The sequence below is a fragment of the Euryhalocaulis sp. genome, assembly GCF_013911995.1.
Classification (GTDB): domain Bacteria; phylum Pseudomonadota; class Alphaproteobacteria; order Caulobacterales; family Maricaulaceae; genus Euryhalocaulis; species Euryhalocaulis caribicus.
Window position 1 is genome coordinate 17,124 of sequence record NZ_JACESD010000021.1, and the last position, 23,172, is coordinate 40,295.

General features: G+C 61.8%; 20 protein-coding genes. 10 read left to right on the plus strand and 10 right to left on the minus strand.

Going from position 1 to position 23,172, the window contains the following annotated elements; all coding sequences use genetic code 11:
• Nucleotides 1–2 precede the first annotated feature (2 nt).
• Both H2040_RS07415 and rfbB read right to left on the minus strand, forming a co-directional pair.
• A complete protein-coding gene (locus tag H2040_RS07415) occupies nt 3–1,193 on the minus strand; it encodes an acyl-CoA dehydrogenase family protein (RefSeq protein WP_287156434.1) in 1,191 nt (396 codons plus the stop codon).
• A gap of 103 nt (nt 1,194–1,296) precedes the next feature.
• Nucleotides 1,297–2,352: a dTDP-glucose 4,6-dehydratase gene (gene rfbB / locus H2040_RS07420; protein ID WP_287156435.1), complete on the minus strand. Its 1,056-nt coding sequence runs from the start codon at nt 2,350–2,352 to the stop codon at nt 1,297–1,299.
• A gap of 160 nt (nt 2,353–2,512) precedes the next feature.
• Here rfbB and H2040_RS07425 point away from each other — a divergent pair, with 160 nt between their 5' ends.
• The 4 genes from H2040_RS07425 (at nt 2,513) to H2040_RS07440 (ending at nt 7,575) form a co-directional block, all read left to right on the plus strand.
• Complete coding sequence (locus H2040_RS07425) at nt 2,513–2,833, plus strand: hypothetical protein (RefSeq protein WP_287156437.1); 321 nt, start codon at nt 2,513–2,515, stop codon at nt 2,831–2,833.
• Nucleotides 2,834–2,966: 133 nt separating this feature from the next.
• A complete protein-coding gene (locus H2040_RS07430) occupies nt 2,967–4,340 on the plus strand; it encodes a pyridoxal-phosphate dependent enzyme (RefSeq protein ID WP_287156439.1) in 1,374 nt (457 codons plus the stop codon).
• A 38-nt stretch (nt 4,341–4,378) separates the two neighbouring features.
• Nucleotides 4,379–5,536 (plus strand): cystathionine gamma-synthase, encoded by a 1,158-nt coding sequence (locus H2040_RS07435; RefSeq protein ID WP_287156441.1) that lies wholly within the window; start codon nt 4,379–4,381, stop codon nt 5,534–5,536.
• 23 nt (nt 5,537–5,559) lie between these two features.
• Nucleotides 5,560–7,575 (plus strand): TonB-dependent receptor, encoded by a 2,016-nt coding sequence (locus H2040_RS07440; RefSeq protein WP_287156442.1) that lies wholly within the window; start codon nt 5,560–5,562, stop codon nt 7,573–7,575.
• A 105-nt stretch (nt 7,576–7,680) separates the two neighbouring features.
• Here H2040_RS07440 and H2040_RS07445 read toward each other — a convergent pair whose 3' ends face one another.
• Nucleotides 7,681–8,745, minus strand: a complete 1,065-nt coding sequence (locus tag H2040_RS07445) for a hypothetical protein (RefSeq protein ID WP_287156443.1) — start codon at nt 8,743–8,745, stop codon at nt 7,681–7,683.
• A gap of 166 nt (nt 8,746–8,911) precedes the next feature.
• The gene (locus H2040_RS07450) at nt 8,912–9,379 is read right to left on the minus strand and encodes a hypothetical protein (protein ID WP_287156444.1); all 468 of its coding nucleotides are present in this window, start codon (nt 9,377–9,379) and stop codon (nt 8,912–8,914) included.
• Nucleotides 9,380–9,520: 141 nt separating this feature from the next.
• Between H2040_RS07450 and H2040_RS07455 the strand changes: the two genes are divergently transcribed.
• Entirely contained in the window at nt 9,521–9,886 is a 366-nt protein-coding gene (locus H2040_RS07455) for an Hpt domain-containing protein (protein ID WP_287156447.1), read from the plus strand.
• On the opposite strand, the gene H2040_RS07460 is transcribed toward H2040_RS07455, so the two are convergent.
• On the minus strand, nt 9,847–10,191 hold the full coding sequence (locus H2040_RS07460) for a chorismate mutase (protein ID WP_287156448.1): 345 nt from the start codon (nt 10,189–10,191) through the stop codon (nt 9,847–9,849). The genes H2040_RS07455 and H2040_RS07460 overlap by 40 nt on opposite strands.
• A 196-nt stretch (nt 10,192–10,387) precedes the next feature.
• Between H2040_RS07460 and H2040_RS07465 the strand changes: the two genes are divergently transcribed.
• Nucleotides 10,388–11,320, plus strand: a complete 933-nt coding sequence (locus tag H2040_RS07465) for a sulfotransferase domain-containing protein (protein ID WP_287156449.1) — start codon at nt 10,388–10,390, stop codon at nt 11,318–11,320.
• Nucleotides 11,317–11,781, plus strand: coding sequence for an NUDIX domain-containing protein (locus H2040_RS07470; RefSeq protein ID WP_287156451.1), 465 nt, complete (start codon nt 11,317–11,319; stop codon nt 11,779–11,781). The genes H2040_RS07465 and H2040_RS07470 overlap by 4 nt, the downstream gene beginning before the upstream one ends.
• Here the strand turns inward: H2040_RS07470 and H2040_RS07475 are convergent.
• Entirely contained in the window at nt 11,778–12,956 is a 1,179-nt protein-coding gene (locus H2040_RS07475; protein ID WP_353844817.1) for a vWA domain-containing protein, read from the minus strand. The genes H2040_RS07470 and H2040_RS07475 overlap by 4 nt on opposite strands.
• An 8-nt stretch (nt 12,957–12,964) precedes the next feature.
• A complete protein-coding gene (locus H2040_RS07480; protein WP_022696569.1) occupies nt 12,965–14,107 on the minus strand; it encodes a sensor histidine kinase in 1,143 nt (380 codons plus the stop codon).
• Nucleotides 14,108–14,234: 127 nt separating this feature from the next.
• Here H2040_RS07480 and H2040_RS07485 point away from each other — a divergent pair, with 127 nt between their 5' ends.
• Complete coding sequence (locus tag H2040_RS07485; RefSeq protein ID WP_287156457.1) at nt 14,235–15,656, plus strand: M20/M25/M40 family metallo-hydrolase; 1,422 nt, start codon at nt 14,235–14,237, stop codon at nt 15,654–15,656.
• Between the two features lie 290 nt (nt 15,657–15,946).
• Here H2040_RS07485 and H2040_RS07490 read toward each other — a convergent pair whose 3' ends face one another.
• From H2040_RS07490 to H2040_RS07500, 3 genes are all read right to left on the minus strand, one after another.
• Nucleotides 15,947–16,483 carry a DJ-1/PfpI family protein gene (locus tag H2040_RS07490; protein ID WP_022696571.1) on the minus strand — a complete coding sequence of 179 codons (537 nt, stop codon included), beginning with the start codon at nt 16,481–16,483 and terminating at the stop codon, nt 15,947–15,949.
• Nucleotides 16,484–16,582: 99 nt separating this feature from the next.
• Nucleotides 16,583–18,523 carry a PAS domain-containing hybrid sensor histidine kinase/response regulator gene (locus H2040_RS07495; RefSeq protein WP_287156460.1) on the minus strand — a complete coding sequence of 647 codons (1,941 nt, stop codon included), beginning with the start codon at nt 18,521–18,523 and terminating at the stop codon, nt 16,583–16,585.
• A gap of 57 nt (nt 18,524–18,580) precedes the next feature.
• Nucleotides 18,581–19,798 carry a hypothetical protein gene (locus H2040_RS07500; protein ID WP_287156461.1) on the minus strand — a complete coding sequence of 406 codons (1,218 nt, stop codon included), beginning with the start codon at nt 19,796–19,798 and terminating at the stop codon, nt 18,581–18,583.
• A 281-nt stretch (nt 19,799–20,079) separates the two neighbouring features.
• On the opposite strand from H2040_RS07500, the gene H2040_RS07505 reads away from it, so the two are divergent.
• Together H2040_RS07505 and H2040_RS07510 are read left to right on the plus strand one after the other, a co-directional pair.
• The gene (locus H2040_RS07505) at nt 20,080–22,647 is read left to right on the plus strand and encodes a TonB-dependent receptor (protein ID WP_287156462.1); all 2,568 of its coding nucleotides are present in this window, start codon (nt 20,080–20,082) and stop codon (nt 22,645–22,647) included.
• 174 nt (nt 22,648–22,821) lie between these two features.
• Nucleotides 22,822–23,112, plus strand: coding sequence for a YMGG-like glycine zipper-containing protein (locus tag H2040_RS07510; RefSeq protein ID WP_022696575.1), 291 nt, complete (start codon nt 22,822–22,824; stop codon nt 23,110–23,112).
• Nucleotides 23,113–23,172 lie beyond the last annotated feature (60 nt).

Consider the following 23,172-nt stretch of genomic DNA (forward strand, 5'->3'; position numbering starts at 1 on the left):
TCTTAAGCGTCCGGAAGTTCGAGAATACGTTTGGAAATGATGTTGAGCTGCACTTCGGACGTGCCGCCTTCAATGGAGTTGGCCTTGGTGCGCAGCCACCGGCGCGCCATTTCGCCCTCTTCCGAGTCGATGCCGTCGCCGATCTTCAAGGCGTTAAAGCCGGAGGCGGACATGGACAGTTCGTAACGGCGCTTGTTCAGCTCCGTGCCGTAATATTTCAGTCCCGAAGACGCCGCGCCGACGCCTTCCCCGGCTTTCGATTTGTCCCGGTAGCGCTCCATGGTCAGCATGAAGGCCCAGCCATCGACATCCGAGCGCGCAATATCAGAGCGCAGGAAGGAATCGGCCAGCTCGCCCTCGCTGTTGCGGCCAACCGTGTCGGCGGCGATTTCGCCGGGGGAGCGGCCCAGAACCTGCGAGGAATCCATGCCGCCGATCATCGCGCGCTCATGGGTCAGCAGATATTTGGCGATGGTCCAGCCCTTGTTGAGCTCGCCGACAAGGTTTTCCTTCGGCGCGGTCGCGTCGTCGAAGAAAGTCTCGCAGAACGGTGATTTGCCGGAGATCAGGCGGATCGGCTTGGTGGTGACGCCCGGCTGATCCATGTCGATCAGCAGGAAGCTGATCCCCTCATGCTTGGGGGCCGATGGATCGGTCCGCACCAAACAGAAAATCTTGTCGCACTCATCGGCGTAGGAGGTCCAGACCTTCTGGCCATTGATGATATAGTGATCGCCCTTGTCGTCTGCGCGGGTCTGCAGCGCGGCAAGGTCGGAGCCGGCGCCCGGTTCGGAATAACCCTGCGCCCAGCGGATTTCGCCGCGACAGATCGGGGGCAGATGTTCCCGCTTCTGTTCCTCGGAGCCGAATTTCAGAAGCGCCGGGCCCAGCATCCAGATGCCGAAGGAGTTGACCGGGGGCGGCGCCTTGATGCGCGCCATTTCCTGTTTCAGGACTTTGGCTTCTTCCTTGGAAAGACCGCCGCCGCCATATTCTTTCGGCCATTCGGGCACGGTCCAGCCGCGTTCGGCCATGCGGTCCAGCCAGATTTTCTGGTCGTCGGATTTAAAGACCCAGTTGCGGCCGCCCCAGACGATATCGTCTTCGCCGCTGACGGGTTTGCGAATGCTTTCCGGGCAGTTCGCCTCCAGCCATTCGCGGGCTTCCTCGCGGAATTTTTCGAGATCCGGCACGTCTCCCATCCCTTCGTTCGTGTTTTGCCCGAGACTACATCATTGTGCAGCGCGAAGAGCAACTTGACGCTAACGGGAAGGGCAGGATGACGCGGTTCCCGCCCTATCCGGCGCGGGTCAGGCCGATGCGGTCGCCATCCTTGATATGGTCCGACCACCACCACTGATTATCGAGATACCACGCAATGGTCTTCTCCAGCCCGGTATCGATCGTTTCCTGCGGCCCCCAGCCCAGCTCGGACGAGATCTTGGATGCATCGATAGCGTAACGGAAATCATGACCCGGCCGGTCTTCGACGAAGGTGATCTGGTCGGCATAGGCTTTGCCGTCGTCGCGCGGGGCCAATTTATCAAGCAGCGCGCAGACTGTGCGGGCGATCTGGATATTTTGCGCCTCGGCGTTGCCGCCAATGTTATATTTTTCGCCCAGACGGCCCGATTTCGCCGCCGCGATCAGCCCGGTCACATGGTCGTCGACATAGAGCCAGTCGCGGACATTCTCGCCTTTGCCGTAAATGGGCAGAGGCTGGTCCGTCACGGCCTTGCGGATCAGGGTCGGCAAGAGTTTCTCGGCGTTCTGATAGGGGCCGTAATTATTGGAACAGTTGGTAATGACCACGGGCAGTCCATAGGTCTGCCGCCAGGCGCGCGCGAGATGATCAGCCCCGGCCTTGGTGGCGGAATAGGGGGAGTTCGGCGCATAGGGCGTTTCCTCGCTGAATGCGCCTTCATCTCCGAGTTCGCCATAGACTTCGTCCGTCGAGACATGGACGAAGCGGAAATCTTCCGGCTTGCCTGCGCGGCTCCACTGCTCCAGCGCCGCTTCCAGCATCACGAAAGAGCCGACCAGATTGGTGTGAATGAACTCCGCCGGTCCGTCGATGGACCGGTCGACATGGCTTTCAGCCGCCAGGTGAAAGACCGCGTCGGGTTCGAACTCGGCGAAGACGCGCTTTACCGCGTCCGCGTCAGCGATATCGGCCTGCACGAAGCGGTGATTGCCCGCATCCAGCGCGTCGCCCAGCGCGCGCTTGTCGCCGGCATAGGTCAGCTTGTCGAGGGTCAGGACGTCATGGCCGTCAGAGACCAGCTTGCGGACCAGCGCGGAGCCAATAAATCCGGCGCCGCCGGTCACGATAACGCGGTCAAGTTTTGTCATTGCCCTCTGTGTCTTCATTCGGAGAGTGATTGTTTGCAACGTTCTTAGGGGATCGCCCCATGGGCCGCCACCCTGCCGGGCGGCTGAACATCGCGTAGGCGCTTGCCACAAACCTTAACGCTTTGTAACGTTTCCATCATAGTCGATGGGGATCGAACTGATGATGGGGCTGGTTGCAGCGTCCGCCTTGGTAATGATGCAGGGCGGATCGGCTTGCGGAAGCGAGAGTCACGAAGACACGTCTTTCTATATGGAGGTCGTGGAAATGCTGGACGCGCGATTCTGCGCGATGCGGCAAAGCCAGAAGACATCCCTTGCGCTGCGTCTGGAGGCGAACCCGCCGCGGCAAACCGGATTGTCCGAACAGGACCGGGCGGAGCGATACAAGCGCTACTTGCTGGATGCCTACCTAACCTCCGCGGAACGGGATCGCGCGGTGATACAGCGCATCGAGAGCGCGCAGGAAGAATCAGGTTTCTGATACTGGCCGGTCAGCGGCATTTCATTCCCGCAAGACCGCTGGCATAGTCCGCCCAAATTTCTCCCACGGTCCTTGCGGCTCGCCGGATATTCTTCGCGCGCGCCGGGCGGCCAATGTGAACGCGGACAATCCCATGAAGACATACGAAGATATCCTGCACGCCATCGGCCGGACCCCGCTGGTGAAGCTGAACAAGGTCGCGCCCGAGGGCGGGGCCACGATCTACGCCAAGTGCGAATACATGAATCCGTCGGGCTCCATCAAAGACCGGATGGCCCCCTACATAATTGAACGCGCGGAACAGGAAGGCCTGCTGAAGCCCGGCGGGGTGATTGTCGAAAACACGTCCGGCAATACGGGCCAGTCGCTGGCCATGGCCGCCGCGGTAAAGGGCTATCGCTGCGTCTTCACGATGCCGGACAAGATGAGCCGCGAGAAGATCAACTCCATGAAAGCCTACGGCGCTGAAGTGATCATCACGCCGACCGACGTGCCGGGCGATTCGCCGGATCACTATGTGAACCGCGCCAAGAAGATCGCCGAGGAAACGCCGGGCGCGTTTTACGTCAATCAGTATCATTCGCCGTGGAATATCGAGGGCCATTGCCGTAACCTGGGCAAGGAGCTATTCGAGGACACCGACGGCGGCAAATTCGATGTTTTCATGGGCGGCACCGGTACGGGCGGCACGGTCTCCGGCGTCGGGCGCTACATGAAAGAGCACGCGCCGAACGTGAAGATTGTCGGCGTCGATCCGCTTGGCTCGGTCCATTATGGCCTGTTCAAGTCTGGCTCCCTGCCGACGGCGTATGTCTATGCCGTGGAGGGGATTGGCGAGGATATCGAGTGCCAGGCGATGGACTTCACGGTCGTCGACGACATGGTGCAGGTCAATGACCGGCAATCCTTCCAGATGGCGCGCCGGTTGGTGCGGGAAGAGGGGCTGTTCTGTGGCGGTTCTTCCGGCTCCATCGTTCATGCGGCCGTTGAACTGGCCAAAACGATGAGCCCGGATCAATCCATCATCGTGACCCTCTGCGACCATGGCTCGCGCTATATTTCCAAGTATCTGGACGATGAGTGGATGGCCGATCACGGCTTCCTTGAGGAAGGCGAGGAGCTGGGCCTGGTCGAGGACTTGCTGACCGAGGGCTTCGCGACGCCGGTCACGGCCGACGCCGATACGCCCATTTCGGAAATTGTACGCTTAATGAAGGAAAAGGGCGTCTCGCAAATTCCGCTGATGGATAGCGGCAAGTGCTCTTACATCACGCACGAAGCGGACATCCTGCGCGGTTTGAGGTCCGGTGAGATTACCGTCGACGCACCGGCCACCGATGCGGCCAGCCCAATTGCAGGCCTGATCTATCCCAAGGCGCGGCTGGAAGAGCTGTTCCATATCTTCGAGTCGGATCACGTTGCTGTGGTCGTGGATGCAGCCAAAGTGGTCGGCATCGTTTCGCAGATCGATCTGATTGACTATCTGGCCAAGAAGAAAGCGGCCTGATCCGCGCGAACCGCATAGATTTTACCGGAGATATTTTCATGCATGACAACAAGCGCATCGCGACCCGTTGCATCCACGCCGGCCAGTCGCCGGACCCGACGACGGGCGCGATCATGACGCCGATCTATCAGACCTCCACCTATGCGCAGCCGAGCCCCGGCGTGTTCAAGGGCGAGTATGATTATTCGCGCTCGGCAAACCCGACGCGGACGGCGCTGGAGGCCAACCTGGCCTCGCTGGAAGGCGGCAAGCACGGGATCACTTTCTCTTCCGGTCTGGCGGCGCTGGACGCGGTGATGCATCTGCTGTCCTCCGGCGACCATGTGGTGCTGTGCGATGACGTTTATGGCGGCACCTATCGTCAGTTGAACACGATTTTCCGCCAGTTCGGCATCGACTTCACGCGCGTCGACATGACGGATCTGGACGCCACGCGCGACGCTTTCACGAACAAGACAAAGCTGGTCTGGATGGAAACGCCGACCAACCCGATGTTGAAGGTTATCGACATCGAGGCCGTGGCCGCTCTGGGCAAGGAAAAGGGCGCGCTGGTCGCGGTCGATAACACCTTCGCCACGCCGCTGCTGCAATCGCCGCTCAAGCTGGGTGCTGATATCGTCAGCCATTCCTGCACCAAATATATCGGCGGCCATTCGGACGTCGTCGGCGGCGCGCTGATTGTCAGCGATGATGAGCTGGGCCAGCGCCTGCGCTATATCCAGAACTCGGTTGGCGCGGTGCCGGCGCCGATGGATTGCTTCCTGCTGCTGCGCTCCACCAAGACGCTGCATGTGCGGGTCGAGCGCCATTGCCAGAACGCCCGGAAAATCGCCGACTGGCTGGCCGATAACGGCAAGGTCGAGCGGGTCTTCTATCCGGGAAGTGAGGATCATCCGCAACACGCGGTGGCCGCCAAACAGATGAGCGATTTCGGCGGCATGATCACCGCCCACCTGAAAGGCGGCATCGAGCAGTCCCGCAAATTCCTGGAGTCGCTGGAAGTGATCTCGCTGGCCGAGTCGCTCGGCGGCGTGGAGTCGCTGATCGAGCACCCAGCGATCATGACCCATTCCTCGGTCGACAAGGATGCGCGCGAGGCGCTGGGCATTACCGACGGGCTGATCCGCCTGTCCGTCGGGATCGAGGACGTCGACGATCTGATCGGCGATCTGGATCAGGCGCTGGGCCGGATCTGATCTCAGACAGAAGGGGAGGCCACATGCGTCCGCGAAATATCGTCTGGATGCTTGCGGCCTGCCTGACCGGTCTCGCCCCCGCCGCACTGGCGCAGGACGAGGTGGTCATTACCGCCTCCCGCATTGCAGAGCCGCAGGCGCTGGGCGCGACCCCCGTCGCCGTGCTGGACGCGGGCGAGCTGGCGCGGATCGGCGCGCATCACGTGGCGGAGACGCTCAACCGCGCCCCTGGCGTATTCATCAATCGCGGAAACGGGGCGGAGCATCTGACCGCCATCCGTTCGCCGGTTCTGACCGGCGGGGCGGGGGCCGGGTCATTCCTTTATCTGGAAGACGGCATCCCGCTGCGCGCGCCGGGCTTTGCCAATGTCAACGGATTGTTCGAGGCGATCGATGACCTTGCGGCACGGGTGGAAGTGGTGCGCGGGCCGGGCGGCGCGGCCTATGGCTCCAATGCGCTGCATGGCCTGATCAATTTCATAAGCCGCGATCCTGAGACGCCTGAAGCGCTGGCCGAGCTGGAATACGGCTCCTTTGGCCGTGCGCGGGCGCGGGCGTTTGCACAGGGACCGTTGGACACCGGCGCAGGATTCATCGGGCTGAGCACGCGGCATGAGGATGGCTGGCGCGACGACGCGGGTCTTGACCGTGTTGCGCTTCAGGCGCGGCTGGACGGCAGTCTTGGCGCGATGAACTGGAGCCTGCGCGGCGCGGCGGTGGACCTCAATCAGGAGACGGCGACCTATATCCGCGGATTCCGGGCTTTTGAGGACAAGGCTGTCGCGCGCTCCAACCCGGATCCGGAAGCGTTCCGCGACGCCACGGCCCTGCGCGCGGCGCTGCACCTGGACCGCCGCCTGAACGATCTGTGGCGCGTGCAGGGCGCGGTCTATGGCCGCTCCAACGACATGACCTTCCGCCTCCACTTCCTTCCCTCGGAGGCGCTTGAGCGAACCGGGCATGACAGCATCGGCGGACAGAGCGCGTTGGTGCGCGAATGGGGCGAAGGAAATCGCCTGATGCTGGGCGCCGACGCGGAATGGAGCCATGGCTATCTCACCGAGAACCAGACCCTTCCGGGGTTTGGCGATTTCCCGCAAGGTCTGCATTACGACTACGAGGTCGACGCGCTGGTCGGCGCGGTTTTCGCGCAAGGGCGCTATTTCCTGACGGATGCGCTGAGCCTGGAGGCGGGCGCGCGCGTCGAAAACACGCGCTACGACTACGCCACCAATATTCCGGCGGGGCAGGAGGGGCGCTTCCTGCGGCCGGACGACCGCACGGACGAGTTTACGACATTCGCCCCCAGCGCCGGCTTGACCTGGCGCGTTTCGCCGGGCGTGCAGTTGTTCACCCGCGCCGCCCGGGGCGTGCGCGCCCCGCAGACGGCGGAGCTATATCGCCTCCAGCCGGGGCAACAGATTGCTGGCATCTCGCCCGAGGAACTCGACAGCCTGGAAGGCGGAGCGCGGCTGGATTTGTGGGGGCGCGGTCAGGCCGAAATCACCGCCTTTGCGATGCGCAAGCAGAACGTGTTCTTTCGCGATGCCGACAGCTTCAATGTCACCGATGGCGAGACCCGCCACGCGGGCATTGAGCTGGACGGCGCATTTGACGTGACGAACCGCCTGTCTCTGGCGGTGTCGGGAACATGGGCCGATCATGAATATGCGTTCGACCGCGCGGTTCAGTCGTCATCGGAGACCATCCGCGACGGCGCGCAGGTCGATACCGCCCCGGAATGGCTGTGGAATGCCCGGCTGGTCTGGCGCCCGGTCGACAAAGCCGTGATTGAAACGGAATGGCTCCATGTCGGGAAATATTTCGCGGACGCGGCCAATACCGCCGCCTATGACGGCCATGACCTCCTGAACCTGCGCGCCAGCTATGAGCTGGGATCAGGGTGGCAGGTCTTCGGCGGCCTGCGCAATCTCACGGACGAACGCTACGCCGAGCGCGCGGACTTCGCCTTCGGCTCCTACCGCTATTTCCCGGGCGAGCCGCGCAGCGTCTTCGCCGGCGTGCGGATCAGATCCTAGCGGGCTGAATTCGCGAACGCGCAAACAAATATGGCCGGCGGTTATGCCGCCGGCCATAGCGCCCCCCAAGCCCCGGCCGCGCGAGCCTGCCCGCGCGGCGGAGTGTCAGTACCTCACATAGAGGCGTCCGTAGCGGTCGAAACAGACCTGCTCGCGTTCCCACCGGTACTGGGTTCGCACATAGCGATAGCGGCAATTATTGGCGTAGTTCCAGTAACCGTCGCCATAATAATCGTTATAGCTGTAGTGCGTGTAGCCGTAGTTCGGCTGGTAGCTGTACGAGGAATAATAGCCCTCGTGATAGAAGCCGTGCAGCGGGCACCAGTAGCGCACCGGCCAGAAATAGCCGTAGCTGGAATTATAATAGTTCGCCCGCGGCCACGCGATGTTCAGCGAGAAGCTGCTATAGGTGTTGCGGTGTCCGTAATAGGGATAGCCGTATGCGTAGCGCTTGTGGCTGTTGTTGTAGCTGTAGCGATGCCGGCGGTTGCGGTCGTCCCAGTCACGGTCATGGTCGTGGCGGCCGTTCCAGTCGCGGTCGTGATCGCGCCGGTCATCCCAGTCGCGATCGCGGCGATCATCCCGGTCGCGATCATATCGACCGTCATTACCGCGATTATTGTCCCAGCGGCGATCGCCGTCCCAGGCGCGGTCCCGCGGATCGGGCCGCCCGGCCAGCCGGTTGTCGGACCCGGTCCGGTTCCGGAAGTCATTCGCCCGCTCTCGCATGTCGCGATCACCCGCCTGATAGCGGTTCAGCACGGCGGGACGGCTGGACGTTCCCGGCCGGTTATCCCCGACCAGACGGCGCTCCGGCGTATTGCGCGGCGCGGAAACACGGTTGTTGTTTTGCGGCGGACGCGGATTGAAATCGCGCTGCGGCGTGGAGGGACGGCTGCTGAAATCGCGCTGCGGCGGGGAGGGGCGCGAGCGCGGAGCCGGGTTAGAGCGCGGGCTGGGCGCGGAGCGCTGAATGGCGGGATTGGAGCGCGTACGCGCGCCGGCGCGGGATTCGCGGTTCATGCCGCCGCGTACATTGGGGCGGTCTTGAATCTGACGGTCGCCGCGGCGCGGCTGGTCGTCCATTACGGCGGCAAGGGCGGGCAGGCTGCTTCCGGCGAACAGGACGCTCGCCGCGGCCGCGAGAATGAACGGACGGGCGGTTTTCATGTGTTCCTCCTGACGGAGTTGATCGTGTTTGCCCTCGCTGGCGTTGCAATGAACGTGGTTTATCCTTCCTGAAGGCAGGATGAACCGGGCGTTCACAAACGGAACCGGCGGACCCCCGGATGGTTCCCGGAAGGCCCGCCTGTAACCGTTGTTTCAACCGCCTGACTTAGTGGCGATAGCCGGCATCATAGCCATATTGGCGGCCGCGGTCATATCCGGTGTAGCGCACGACCTGCTGCGATCCGCGCACGGTGTAGCTGCGGCCATAGCGGTCATAACACACCAGGGATTTCACCAGCGCGTTGCGGCGGTGGTAGTTTTCCTGGCTGACGCGCCAGTAACAGGCGTTGCCGTGATAGTTGTAGTTGCGCCGGACGTGCTCATAGCCCGGGAATGTCTTGTAGCCGTATCCGTATGACGGATAGCGTCCCCAATAATCCTGGCGCGGGCTGTTATAGTAATGCCCGTTATGGCGATACCGGTTGTGATACCGGCTGTCATAATCGCTGGCGCCAAACGAAATGCTGAAGGAAACGCCGGAATTGTCGTACCGGTGATCCAGTGCGGCGGCCTGTGCAGGCACGGCAATGGCGGTAGCCAGGGCGATACCTGTCACGACGGCGGCCGTTTTCATGATCGAGCGCATTGTTAGCTCTCCCGTAATTTTCTGTCCGCCCTCGCATGACGGACATTAGGGAGCGTTGGCTGAAGCCAGAATGAACCGTGTGTTCAGTGATTAACCGGCTGGAAAGCGCCGCGCTTCTAGGATTTACGCATGGAAACGGCCATCGATTATGAACATCTGGCGCAATATACCGGCGGAGACGCCGCGCTGGAGGCCGAGATTTTCTCACTTTTCCAGAATCAAATCGAAAGCTGGCTTCGCGTTCTGGAACCTGACTCGGCGGACGAGGACTGGGCCGCTGCATCGCATTCACTGAAGGGATCGGCGAAGGGCGTAGGCGCCAATCAGCTCGCCGAGGTCTGCGCGCGCGCCGAAAAACTGGTGGGAGAGGCCGGCGACCCGGCGGCCCGCGAGGTTGCCCGCAACCGCATTCTGGACGCGGTCAATACCGTCAATGACGAGATTGCGCGGCAGGATTACCGGCGCACCGTGTCGGACTTGCGCAGCGCGTCATAAGCCTCGAACTCGTGCGCGATGCACGCTTCCATCATGGCGCGCCAGACAGGCTCGGCGATGTCCGCCGACAGACCGTGTTTTGCGGCTTCGGCCAGAACTTTCTCCAGAACATCCCGGATACGCGCCTCGTCCCGCACCACGTTGCGGTCAGGCTTGATGCGCGCCGCGGCCTCCATATAGGTCTGCCGTTCGGCGATCAGCCGGACCAGCAGGCGGTCCAGACGGTCGACCTCGTGGCGGACCTCCGGCATGGACTGGCATTCATTGGCGGTGTTCTGGCGCGGGTCGGATTTGTATTCGGTCACGATATGGCGGAGCTTTGATGGAAGATGCGTTTCGGGCGCACCCTTATATGCCCCGCGCATCGAAACAAGACCCGTGGCGCGCAGCCGCGCCGCAGTTTGCGCAATGGCGCGGAATACGCGCTTTTCATAAGCTGGTCAGAGTCCACCCCGGGCAGGATTCGCCCGGACCAGGCCTTGATCTTCAGGAGGCGGTTACTTGCCCGATTCCAGAGACCGGAAAGCAAGAAAACGCGATCTAACGCCGGAACAGCGCGAAAAGCGTCAGGCGCGCAGGCGTGAAAAGCGCCACGCCTCGCCTGAAGTGCGCTTCATTCTGGATAATAATACGCGCGTTCCGGTCGATCTGCGGCCCTATTCGCTTAACTGGGACGCCGCGCGCATCGGCGACCCGTCCTATTATGTGATTGGTCTGGCCAAGGGCGGCAGCACGCTGATGCATGAGCTGGTCCGGTCGCTCTGCGAGGCGGCCGGGCGGACCTATATCGACGTGCCGGCCGCGCTGTTCGATCAGGGGGTGGAGCCTGCGCGGGCCGTTCTGGACCCGGACTGGCTGCGCAGCCGGGACGGATCGGTGTTCGGCGGGTTTCGCTGGCTGCATCCCTGGATGGATAATCTCGCCCTGCATGAGCGCCGCAAGATCGTGATGGTCCGCGATCCGCGCGATATCCTCACCTCGCTGTATTTCTCCCACGCCTATAGCCACGTTGCGCCGGAGACCGGGCGGCTTGCCGACACGTTTGACGAACAGCGGACCCAGGCGCGCGCGCAGTCGATTGACGACTATGTCGCCGGGCCTGTCTCGCTGCGCGTCTTCCGCAATTACTGCCACCTTCTGGCGCTCACCCGGATGCCGGATTTCCGGAGCTATCGCTATGAGGACGTGATTTTCGAAAAGCGGCAATGGATTCGGGATCTTGCCGCCGATCTGGATATCAGGTGCCCAGAGGACCGGCTGGATGCGATTGCCGACGCGCATGACCGGCAGCCGGAGGCGGAAGACGCCTCAAACCATGTCCGGCAGGTGGCGCCGGGGGACCATGTCCGGAAGCTCAAGCCAGAGACGATAGATCTGCTCAATCGCCGCTTCGCGCCCGTCCTGGCCGAGTTTGGTTATGGGACGGCAAGTTGAGCGACGCTCCGGAACGCCAGTTCGGGACGCCCCGCGAAGGGTTGCGCTACAAGCCGCGCCAGTGCGCCTATGGCCTTGTTTGTTCTGACGGAAAGATTGCCGTTGCCCGCATAAAAAAGGGACCGCTCGGCCATGACTACGACCTGCCCGGCGGCGCGTTGGACGGCGATGAAAGCGAAGCCGAAGCCATGGTGCGAGAGGTGAGGGAAGAGACGGGTCTTGAAGTGCGCGCCGGAATGAAGCTGGGCGTTGCCGGGCAGTACTGGCGCAAGCGCTCGCTGGGGCCGACGAATAATATCTGCCACTTCTACCGTGCTGAATGGACCGGGGAGGCGGGGCGCCCGGAGGAGCCCGATCATGAACTGGTCTGGATGACGCCCGGGGAAGCGGAAAAGAAAATGCGCCACGGGGCGCACGTCTGGGCGATCCACAACTGGGCAATGGCCCGGAAAGACGTCTAGCGGGTCAGCGTCTTCATGGCCTCGTCGAGACCGGGCAGGGTCAGCGGGAACATGCGGTCTTCACCGATAATTTCCTGCACCATGCCGATGGATGCCGTGTAGTCCCAGTATCGCTCCGGCACGGGATTGAGCCAGACCAGCGAAGGCCAGGTTTCGGCCATCCGTTTGAGCCAGATGGCGCCGGCCTCTTCATTATAATGCTCGACCGACCCGCCCGGCATCGCGATCTCGTAAGGGCTCATGGAGGCGTCGCCGACCAGCACCAGCTTGTAGTCGGACGGGAACCGGCGCAGCACGTCCCATGTGTCGACGCTTTCGGTTCGCCGCCTCAGATTGTTCTGCCACAGACCCTCATAGGGGCAGTTGTGGAAGTAATAATATTCCAGGTGCTTGAACTCGGCCCGCGCAGCGGAAAACAGCGCCTCGACCTGTGAAATATGCGGATCCATCGATCCGCCGACATCGAACAAGGTCAGAACCTTCACCGCGTTGCGCCGTTCGGGGCGCATTTGCAGATCCAGATAGCCCTGTTTGGCGGTGCCGCGGATCGTGCCGTCAAGATCTAGTTCGTCCCGCGCGCCTTCGCGGGCGAATTTCCGCAGGCGGCGCAGCGCAACCTTCATGTTGCGCGTGCCCAGTTCGCGCTCGCCGTCGAGATTTTTGTACTGGCGCTTTTCCCAGACCTTCACAGCCCTTTTGTGCCGCGACTGGCCGCCAATCCGGACGCCTTCGGGGTTGTAGCCGGAATTTCCGAACGGGCTGGTGCCGCCTGTGCCGATCATCTTGTTGCCGCCCTCGTGGCGTTTTTCCTGTTCCTTCAGGCGCTCGGCGAGGGTTTCCATCAGCTTGTCCCAGCCGCCGAGAGACTCGATCTCCGCCATCTCTTCTGGCGAAAGATTCTTTTCGGCAAAGGCTTTCAGCCAGTCCTCCGGGATGTCGGTCAGGTCCAGATCGCCAAAAGCGTCTTCAACGCCCTTGAAAACGTGTGAGAAGACCCGGTCGAATTTGTCGAGATTGCGCTCGTCCTTCACCAGAGTGGCGCGGGACAGGTAATAGAAATCCTCGATATTCCGCTCCGCCGCGCCTTTCTCCAGCCCTTCCAGAAGGGTCAGATATTCGCGGATAGAGGCCGGAATGCGGGCCTGTCTCAATTCGGTGAAGAAGCGGTGGAAGATCGGCGCGGTCACGCTTGCGGTTCTGCCTGCTCGTAGCCTCGTATGGGAAAGTCGACCATGACCGTCAGGCCGCCACCTTCGGCTTCCTTCGCGGTCATTTCCCCATGTATGCGCCGCACGGAGCTTTGCAGCAACCGCATGCCCAGTGAATCGTGGCTGGACATGTTGTCGGCAAATTCCTGATTACCGACCCCGTCATCCGAGACGCTGATACAGGCGCGTTCGCCATCCACCGTGCCGCCGAGCGTGATCTTGCCGCTCTCGCCGCCGGGGAAGGCGTGCTTGATCGCGTTGGTCACCAGCTCGTTCACGACAAGGCCGATATTCAATGCCATGTCCTGCCCCAGCGTGGTGTCGCCCGTGACCGCACAATCGATCTTGATCGATTGGCCGGGGGAGACGAAAGCCGCCTCCAGCGATCCGCAAAGCGACGACAGGAATTCCCGGAAGCTCACCCGGGTAATATCCTCGAACCGGTAGAGCTGCTCATGCGCAAGGCCCAGCGCGCGAATACGCATGGCCAGCGATTCCAGCAGAACTTTCGCTTCCTGCCCGTGCGCGCGCCCGGCCTGCAGCCGGGCGAGGCTGGAGATCAGCTGGAAATTATTCTTCACCCGATGGTGGATCTCGCGGATCAGAAAATCCTGTTCGCTGAGGCTCTCCATCAGGGCGAGGTTCTGGTTCACCATTTCCTCGTGCGGATCGTCCGCCACGGTCTGGGTGACGGCGTCCATCGCCCGGCTGGCGAGCGTTTCCATGGTCTCGCCGTCTTCCAGCGCCGGCAGGTTCATGCTCAGGCGGATGACCAGTTCGTTCGGGTCGCCCTCCATCTCGAAGTCATGCACCAGCCGCCGAGCGGTGGAGCGTTCCAGATTGCCGAGGATTTCGTCGCCGTGGATTTCGCCCTGCCCATCTGTGCGAAGGGTGGCCAGCAGAGAATAGCCGTCGCCGTTTTCCCGAATGTGGAAGTCGGTCAGCGCGCCGCCGCCCGCCTGGACGTAGTTACGAGCCACCTCGCTGACCGCGGTTACCAGACGCGTCTGGTCGGGCGCGCTGAGATTGACGGTTTCCGCGATCACGCGTGCGCTGTGGCGCAGACGCATGATGTCTGCGCCGGACTCCAGCGTCAGGCGGGTAACAGGAAGCCTCATGGAATAATTCTTCTAAACAATGACAACCATAGCGTATTTCTGCGTCCCCTGCGGCGACAACCGTCTTTCGCCGAAAATCTTGGCGAGCTAGCCTTGATGAAACACAAAAGGTCTCAAAGGGTTCTCCATGCACCGGGTTTTAATTGCAGTCGTTCTGGGACTGGCCGCGCCGGCGGTCGCTCAGGAGGGCGATACTTACGACATTGATGCTCCGATTCGCGATCAGGCGCGCGCCGCGGCGGATTCCGCGCTGGACAGTGATCTTGCCTATGAGATCACCCGCTCCCTGACAACGGAAGTCGGGCCGCGGCTTGGCGGATCGCCCGCGGAAGCGCGGGCGCGCGAATGGGCGGTGGAAAAAATGCAGGCTCTGGGCTTCGAGAATGTCCGCATTGAGCCTTTTGAAATCGATTACTGGACCCGCGGTGATATCGAAGTCGATGTGGTCTCGCCCTATCCCCAGCCGTTGATCGCAACGGCGCTGGGCGGTTCTGTCGCCACGGAAGGCGAAGGCGTGACCGGAGAGATCGCTTATTTTGAAAGCGTGACCGCGCTTCGCCGCGCCCCCGAAGGCGGACTGGACGGCAAGATCGTCTTTATCGACCAGGAAATGACGCGGACACAGGACGGATCGGGCTACGGCGCGGCCGTGCAAATGCGCTATGCCGGCGCGATCGAGGCCGGGAAACGCGGCGCCAGCGCGGTGCTTATCCGTTCGGTCGGGACAGATTCGCACCGTTTCCCGCACGCGGGCGGCATGGCCTATGAGGAAAACATCCCGAAAATCCCCGGCGCGGCCCTGTCTTCGCCCGATGCCGACCAGTTAAGGCGGCTGATGGAGGGGGGCGAAGCGATCACGGTGCGGCTGAAAATGACGCCGGAAGATCGCGGAAAATCGGAATCCGGCAATGTGATCGGGGAGATTGTCGGCTCTGAACGCCCTGAAGAGATCGTGCTTCTTGGCGCTCATCTGGATTCCTGGGACCTTGGAACCGGCGCGGTGGATGACGGCGCGGGCGTCGGCATCGTCACCGCTGCGGCCAAACATCTCATGGATCTTTACGGCGCGCCGGAAAGAACGATCCGCGTCGTGCTGTTCGGGTCTGAGGAAGTGGGCCTGTTTGGCGCGAAAGCTTATTCCGAACAGCATCAGAATACGCTGGAAAACCACGTCATTGCCGCCGAATCTGATTTCGGCGCAGGCCGGATCTGGCGCATTTCGCCCGGAATCGCGGAAGAAAAACTGCCCATAACGGACGCAATCGCGAAGGAACTGGTCGTCTTTGGCGTCGGGCCGGGCCCCAATAACGGCAGCGGCGGACCGGATCTCAGCTATATCCGGCGCGATGGCGTGCCGGTCGTGTCTCTGAATCAGGACGGCAGCGACTATTTCGATCTGCATCACACGCCCGATGATACGTTCGACAAGATCGATCCGGACGCCATGGCGCAAAACGTGGCGGTTTATGCATCGTTTGCGTGGATTGCAGCGAATATCGGCGAGACGTTCCGTGCGGAACCCGCGGAAGAAAGCCCCGCCACGCCATAAGGAAACAGGCCAGGCGCGGTTCGGTTTCAGCTAAATCGGATAAGGATGCGGCGACGAACCGCGCCGCCAGGAACAGGTCCGCCGCCGCTCTTACCGGACGCAATGCCGGCAAGCTGTGGCGCGCCGGGCGGAAACTCGTCTCCGTCGGCGCGTCTGTTCAGCTTGCTAGGAGGAAGCTGTCGGCCTGTCGTTAACATCCATCAATGCCGCGCCGCTCATGCGCAGGCCAAAAAAACGCCGCAGGTCCAATACCCTGCGGCGTTTTTTGCGGTTTAATCAGGCTGAGGGTCTCAGGCGGCTTTGCCGTCAGTGAGCGAAAGCGCCTTCATGAAGACCTCGGCGGCGTCGTCGCGCGCCTCGTCGGTTTCCGCCGGATAGACTTCGCCATTCACGGCGACGGCTGCGCGCGCATCGCGGATGGCGTCCGGCGTGCGGGAAAAGGCGGCCAGAAAACGCGCCGCATCGGCCCAGGCCAGTACAGGCTTCTTGGCGTCGATGAAGCTGCGGACGGCTTTTTCCACGTTTTCATTGTCGTCCAGCGTGCTCAGATGGCGTTGTCCGCCGGGAATGACCAAGCCGAAATAATTCGCAGGATCAATGTCCGCTAGGCCGCTATCGACCACGAAAGAGAGGGTGTCGCCCTTATCGCCTTCGCCTTCGACCAGGCTTTCGACCGTGCTGGCTATTTTCACGGCAAATCCGTTCTTCTGCACCCGCCCGGTGGCGGAATGCAGGTCGCCGGCTTTAAAACCCGGCGCAACGATTGCCAGTATGCTGCCGGCGTCTCCGACCTGATTTACGTCAACTCGCGATTGTCTGGGCGTCACGTGGCCTCCTTATGAATTTAAAATGTTCGGGTTCGCCCCTGACCTAGGGGGCGATCAACACTGTTTCAATACGTGTTAACCGCCAAAGGTTCCGGCGTTTCAGGCCACGCGTATGTTTTCGCCGTCGGTATTGCGTGCTTTCGCGCGGGCGATTGCGGCCAGCAAGCTGTCCGGTTCGATGGGCTTGGCGACGAAATCATCCATGCCGGCATCCAGATAGGCTTCCCGGTCGCCGCGCATCGCGTTGGCGGTCAGGGCAATGACGGGAAGGCGGCTGGCGCGGCCCGTCTGACGCCGTAAATGTTTGACCGCCTCGACGCCGTCCATTTCGGGCATCTGGATGTCCATCAGAACCACGTCATAGGGCGTGTTCTTGATCATCTGCAGGGCCTCTGCGCCATTGGACGCAAAATCCGGGGCGCAGCCATAATTTTCCAGGATCGCCCCCAGCACGCGCTGATTGATGGGGTTATCCTCCGCGGCCAGAATCCGCAGGCCGCTCAGGTCGGCGGACTGGGGCTCGCGTTCCTCGCGGTCGTCCTGACGGCGGTCCCGGCAATACTGGAACGGCGCCTCGAACCAGAAGACCGATCCCTTGCCGGGTTCCGAGCTGCAGCCGACCGAACCGCCCATAAGCTGGGCAAATTCCTGACAGATCGCCAATCCGAGCCCGGTTCCGCTGGCCTGACGGCTGGAATCGCGAACCTGATGAAACTTGTCGAATACCTGATGGCATTGTGTTTCGGGCATTCCCGCGCCGGTATCGGCGACCTCGAACCGGAGACGCTCGCAGCCGCCGTCCGGGCGCGCCTTTAAACGGAGCGTGATCGAGCCCTGATCGGTGAACTTCAGGGCGTTGGACAGATAGTTCCACAAAATCTGACGAATCCGCCGTCCGTCGCCGCGCAGGAGAGGGGGCAAATTCTCGCCCAGCTCTATGTTCAGATCGACCGCGCTATCGCTGACCATCGGCCGCCAATGAACCAGGGCCTCTTCGACAAGGCGCTGCGGCTCGAAAGGTTCGATTTCCAGCTCCAGCCGTCCGGCCTCGACTTTGGCTAGGTCGAGAATGTCGTTGAGAATGGCCAGCAAGCCTTCTCCCGATTTCACGATCAAGCTGGAGAGTTCGCGCTCCTTGTCGCGCTGGGCGGCGCGGTTCAGGGCGTGCGCGGCCCCGATGACGCCGTTCAACGGAGTGCGCAGCTCATGACTCATCGCGGCCAGAAAATCGGATTTCAGGCGGTTGGCTTCGTCGGCCTCGTGAGCCTTGCGGCGGAGCGAGTCGGCTTCGCGCCGCGCCGTAATGTCCTCTATCGTGCCTTCGAAATAGGCGACCTCGCCTGTTTCATCCCTGATCACGCGGCCGCTTTCGGATATCCACCGCGTGCCCAGCCCATCCTCGCTATTGCAAAAAATTCTGGATTCGAAACCGGTGACCTCACCCGTATCCAGAAGTTTGCGGACGAAGGCGTCCCGTTGGCGCGGATCAACATAGAGCCGGGTGGCGTGGAATGACCGCTTCAGGTCCGCTTCATCCTGATAGCCGAGCAGCTTGAGCAAAGCCGTGTTTGCGCTGACCGGCTCGCCGTCAGGGCGGGTCCGGTAAATGCCGATCGTCGCATTTTCGTAGATGTCCCGATAATGCGTTTCGGCCAGCCGCGCTTTTTCTTTGGCCTCGACCAGTTCAGTCACATCGGCCATCGAGCCGACGTAAAGAATTGTCCCGTCAGACTCACTGATGCGGCGGCAGGTTTCCGAGACCCAGACGGCTTCGCCGTTTCTGCGCCGCAGCATGTGGACGAACTGTTTTATTTCGCCGTCCCGCTCCAGAATCTGGCTCAGGCGTTCGCGATCGCCCGGGTCGAAATAGACGTCACGGGCATCGGTCAAACCATCCTGCAGGTCCTCTACGCTCTCATAACCCAGTATGCGGGCCAGAGCCGGATTCGCGCGGCGCACTTCGCCCGCGTCGGACGTTTCAAAAAGTCCGACGTCGGATTGTTCAAAAATGCGTTCCAGGGTTTGGCGTTCAGATGACATGGCTCAAGCTTTCTCGCCCACACCCTATTCGCCCTTCGCTTACAAAAGGTTTCGCGGCTACCCGGAACCTCGCAGCCGGGCGTGGATGGACTCTGCCGTCAGATGGGACGGCGCCGCGGGAAGATCGCTGACAGGGGCAATGGCCTCGCCCGAGAGATAGCGATAGCCGGATTGAGCCAGCAGAAAAAAATCGTCCGCCCGCTCTACCCCGGTAGCGAGTGCATGCGCCTTGCCCCGGCGCGCCGCCGTGAGGAGGTGCTCAAAGTCGCGTTTACGCGCCGAGCCGGAGGCGGGCAGGGTTCTGACATCGACGCAAAAACCATCAGCTTCGCATTCGCCATATCGCTCCCACGGAAAACCCGGTCCGCTGGCGCTGAGCGTGATCATTTTCACGTAGGGACGAAAGACGTGGACGGTCTCGTAAAGGTGAGAAACCGGAACGCCCGCCTTCAGCCCCTCAAACATGATCAGAAGATACTGTCGGAGCTCGGAAGGAATTTCGCTGATGCGCGAGACGATCTGGGAGCGATGCCAGGGATCCTCAAGGCTGAGGAATTGCAACGGAAGCGTCAGTGAAAAGGGTCCTGATTTGAACGCGTAGGTGCGAAAGGGCGCGAGGCCGTCTCCGGTGAGATCGTTATTAAGCCGTACGCTTAGCGATTTGCGGCTGTCCTCCGGAAGCAGCAGGACGCCTTCCTGCCGCTCGCCATCATTCCCGGGCGCGGATTGCGCGCAGCACTTGTTGCTGACAAGCGCTTCGGACCGTGCATCCCACACCGGGCGATAGACAATACGCTCCCACGGCGTCGGGGACGCATCCCCGGACGGGGCTGCGTGTTCATCGTCGTTGCTTCGTTCCGCAATGGACTGAACGCCGCTGGCCTCGGCCAGCTTGCGCAACTGACTGGCGTCGATCGTGTCGTGGGAAATTGTGATCTGGACTTCGCGCAGCTCTTCGCGTCCCAGAAAGAACGTGTTCATTTCCTTGCTGATGCTGGCGCATTTTTTCTTCGCGGCGCTGGCGGTCAGTTCCGCGAACACGATTATAAATCCGTCCCGGCAACGGATAATCAGGTCCTCAGGATTGGTCCGTTTTTCTATAAAGAACTGCCCGGTCTGGAAAATCTTCTCCTGAAAGCTCTCCCATCGCTCGCCTGTCCGGCGTTTGACCGCACCCAGATTGATGAATTGAAGCTGGCCGATATCCAGACCGCCTGTCCGGTTGAACAGCTCCTGAAGCTCCGGGATGGTCTCGCCATTGTCATCAGCCCACATGACGTGTCTTTCCTGCGACGCGGCCATTGTGGCCGTGCCTCTTGCTCCCAATTCCCATGCGCGGCGCTAAGGATCGGTTACCGCCGTATGTGACGCCAATCGTGGCCTGTGCGCCACACACCGCAACAAATACGTCATCAAAACGCGGAAATCGGCCGGGAGTTCTTTGGTTGCAGCGCGGCATGCTGCATTTTGAGCATAGCTGCTATGCGCGAGATTCGACCGTGAAAAGAGTCGGCGCGCGCATGGTCCCGGCCTTGGCCGATCTTTGGGAGGAATTAATGACCAATCGCTTCTATCGCGCGAGCCTGCTCGCCGCCGCTTCGACTATTGTTATCTCTTCAGCCGCATACGCGCAGGGACAGGCCGACGACGCCCCGGTCCAGACGCGGCGCGGCGTTGATGAGATTACCGTTACCGCACAAAAGCGCGAACAGAGCCTTCAGGACGTGCCGCTGGCCGTCGCCGCCTATGACGAGGACCTGCTTGAGAAAGCCAGCGTTCGCGACATCAAGGACCTGATCATCCTGTCGCCGAGCCTGAACGTGACCTCCACGTCCAACGAGACCGTTACGACAGCCCGTATCCGCGGCGTCGGCACGGTGGGGGACAATCCGGGTCTGGAATCCTCGGTCGGCATCGTGATCGACGGCGTCATCCGTAACCGTAACGGCGTCGGCTTTGGCGATCTGGGCGAAATCGAGCGGATTGAAGTGCTGCGCGGCCCGCAAGGCACGCTGTTCGGCAAGAATACCTCCGCCGGCCTTATCAATGTCGTGACCAAGAAGCCGGAATTTGAGTTCTCCGGCTATGGCGAGGTCGAATACGGCAATTACGACAATATCGGCGTGGCGGGCAGCGTAACCGGCCCGCTGGGTGAAAACGTTGCTGGACGTCTCTATGTGGCGCACCGCGAACGCGACGGCTTCTATGATGTCGATACCGGCGCGGGGCCGCGCACGGCGGGCTCCGACTATGACCGCGACTACACCACGGTCCGCGGACAGCTCCTGTTCGAGCCGAGCGAAACGTTCAGCGTGCGCCTTGTCGGCGATTACACCGACCGGGATGAGAATTGCTGCCTTGGCGTGACCATCAACAGCCAGAGCACGGCGGGAATCGTCAACGCGCTTGGCGCCAGCATCCCGACCAACGGAAATGAGGATCCGTTCTCCTTTGACGACAACGCCAACCGCGGCACCGAACAGCTGGTCGAAGAGTGGGGCGTTTCTGCGGAAGCGAACTGGGATCTCGGTTTCGGGACCCTGACCTCGATCACGTCATGGCGGGACTGGGACGCGCAAACGGCTCAGGATACCGATTTCACCGGAGCCGATATTTTCTATCGGACCACGGATGCCGGCTACACGTTCGAAACGTTCACCCAGGAATTCAGGCTGGCTGGCCAAGCCGGCGCTGTGGACTGGCTGATCGGCGGTTTCTACGCCAACGAGGATTTGCAGCGCCGCGACCAGCTGATCAATGGCGCCGCGTATGAGACCTATATCAGCCTGCTGCTTTCGGGCGGAACGGATCCGCTGTTCGTCGCCAATCTGACCAACGGGTTCGGAACGGGGGCTTTCGCGCCGTTCGGTTTCCCGGCGCTCCCCGGCTTCACGCCGGTCGCTCCGGGGCAGGCCCTGCCGGCCGGCGGCGCCAATGCCGCGGGCGATGTTTACGAGCAGAACTCGGAAAGCTTCGCGGTTTTCACGCATAATGTGTGGAGCGTGACCGATCGCCTGGACCTTACGGGCGGCCTGCGCTTCACCATGGAAGACAAGTCCGCGGAAGCCGATTTCGTCACGCCGGTTTCGCCGGCCTGTAGCGTGCTGGAGCAGCAGTTCGGATCGGCGCTGGCCTATACCGCGCCACAGAATATTAGCCGCATCGTGCCGCTGGCCGGCGCGCTTGGCGTGACGCCGACAGACGCAATCACCGCGTTCAGTGTGATGTGCCTGGGCGCGCAACGCTCGGTGTTCAACGAGATCGGCTTTGATCAGGATCGTGAGGAAGATGAAGTGACCGGCGTTGTCGCCGCGAACTATCGCTTCAGCGACGACCTGATGGGCTATGCCAGCTACTCTCGCGGTTACAAGGCGGGCGGCTTCAATCTTGACCGCTTTAACCAGGCCGGCGCGAACGCGGTCGATTTCCAGGCGATCCTGGACGGCAATGCTGAATATCCCGCGCAGTTCGAGGAAGAGGTGGTCGACGCCTATGAGGCGGGCGTGAAGTCCGAATGGTTCGACAACGCCCTTCGCCTGAACCTGTCGCTCTTCTATCAGGATTTCAGCGACTTCCAGCTGAACACCTTCAACGGTCTGGCCTTCTTCGTGACCTCGGTCGACGAAGTGACGTCCAAGGGTTTCGAACTTGAGGCCCTGTTCCTGCCGCCGGATATCGAAGGCCTGACGCTGCAAGGCTCCGTTGCCTATAACGACGCCCGCTATGGCGACTTTGCGCCGACCGGAACGGCCGACGTGGACGCGCTGAGCGGCAAGCAGCTTTCGCTGGCGCCGAACTGGTACGTCAACTCGTCCATCGACTACGAGACGCCGGTCAGCGCGAACCTGATGGCGCTGTTCCATCTCGATGGCCGCTGGGTGTCCGAGTACAATACCGGCTCTGACCTCGATCGGCCGAAGCAGCAGGAGGGCTTCTTCCTGTTCAACGCGCGCGTCGGCGTGCAGACGGCGGACGAGCGCTGGTCTCTCGAAGGCTGGGTGCAGAACCTGGCGGACGAGGAATATTACCAGGTCGGCTTTGACGCTCCGCTTCAGCCGGGCTCGCACAACGCCTTCCTTGGCGCGCCGCGCACCTATGGCGTGACGCTGCGTAGCCGCTTCTAGAAACGCCGGGGGGCGCAGGGGGCGGACAGAGAGGCCGGGCGGCAACGCCCGGCCTCACGTCTTTTGGGGTGTCTCCAAGCCGATTCCGGCGCCGCTTTATTGTCAAATTTCGCCGTGGAACTTCCCGCAAGGCGCTCCCGTTGGCTCGCGTTGAGCAATCTGGAGGCAAGAGCCATGAAGAAACTGGCCTTTATAACTGCGGCAGGCGTCGCGGCGTTCGCACTCGCCGCCTGTCAGAACGGGCGTTTGAGCCAGGAAGACGTTGAAGACACCGCCGTTGGCGCGGGCGTTGGCGCCGCGGTCGGCGCGGCTGGGGCTGCGGCCGCGGGCGAAGACGCCGCCACAGGCGCGGCTGTCGGCGCCGGCGTTGGCGCGGCGGCTGGCGCGGCCGAAGGCGAATATTACGACGTGGGCGACAATGATGATCGCTATGACCCCGATGACCGGGGCGAGAAGGACGATTGATCCCTGATCACAACGCCTGAAAGTGAAGGGCCGGAGCGGATGCTCCGGCCCTTTTCATGT

Coding starts and splice junctions, on each gene's coding strand:
- H2040_RS07445 (WP_287156443.1), bottom strand. CDS start 8,745: ATGAAAACCGCCCGTCCGTTCATTCTCGCGGCCGCGGCGAGCGTCCTG.
- rfbB (WP_287156435.1), bottom strand. CDS start 2,352: ATGACAAAACTTGACCGCGTTATCGTGACCGGCGGCGCCGGATTTATT.
- H2040_RS07430 (WP_287156439.1), top strand. CDS start 2,967: ATGAAGACATACGAAGATATCCTGCACGCCATCGGCCGGACCCCGCTG.
- H2040_RS07485 (WP_287156457.1), top strand. CDS start 14,235: ATGCACCGGGTTTTAATTGCAGTCGTTCTGGGACTGGCCGCGCCGGCG.
- H2040_RS07440 (WP_287156442.1), top strand. CDS start 5,560: ATGCGTCCGCGAAATATCGTCTGGATGCTTGCGGCCTGCCTGACCGGT.
- H2040_RS07500 (WP_287156461.1), bottom strand. CDS start 19,798: ATGTGGGCTGATGACAATGGCGAGACCATCCCGGAGCTTCAGGAGCTG.
- H2040_RS07505 (WP_287156462.1), top strand. CDS start 20,080: ATGACCAATCGCTTCTATCGCGCGAGCCTGCTCGCCGCCGCTTCGACT.
- H2040_RS07425 (WP_287156437.1), top strand. CDS start 2,513: ATGATGGGGCTGGTTGCAGCGTCCGCCTTGGTAATGATGCAGGGCGGA.
- H2040_RS07455 (WP_287156447.1), top strand. CDS start 9,521: ATGGAAACGGCCATCGATTATGAACATCTGGCGCAATATACCGGCGGA.
- H2040_RS07480 (WP_022696569.1), bottom strand. CDS start 14,107: ATGAGGCTTCCTGTTACCCGCCTGACGCTGGAGTCCGGCGCAGACATC.
- H2040_RS07510 (WP_022696575.1), top strand. CDS start 22,822: ATGAAGAAACTGGCCTTTATAACTGCGGCAGGCGTCGCGGCGTTCGCA.
- H2040_RS07435 (WP_287156441.1), top strand. CDS start 4,379: ATGCATGACAACAAGCGCATCGCGACCCGTTGCATCCACGCCGGCCAG.
- H2040_RS07495 (WP_287156460.1), bottom strand. CDS start 18,523: ATGTCATCTGAACGCCAAACCCTGGAACGCATTTTTGAACAATCCGAC.
- H2040_RS07450 (WP_287156444.1), bottom strand. CDS start 9,379: ATGAAAACGGCCGCCGTCGTGACAGGTATCGCCCTGGCTACCGCCATT.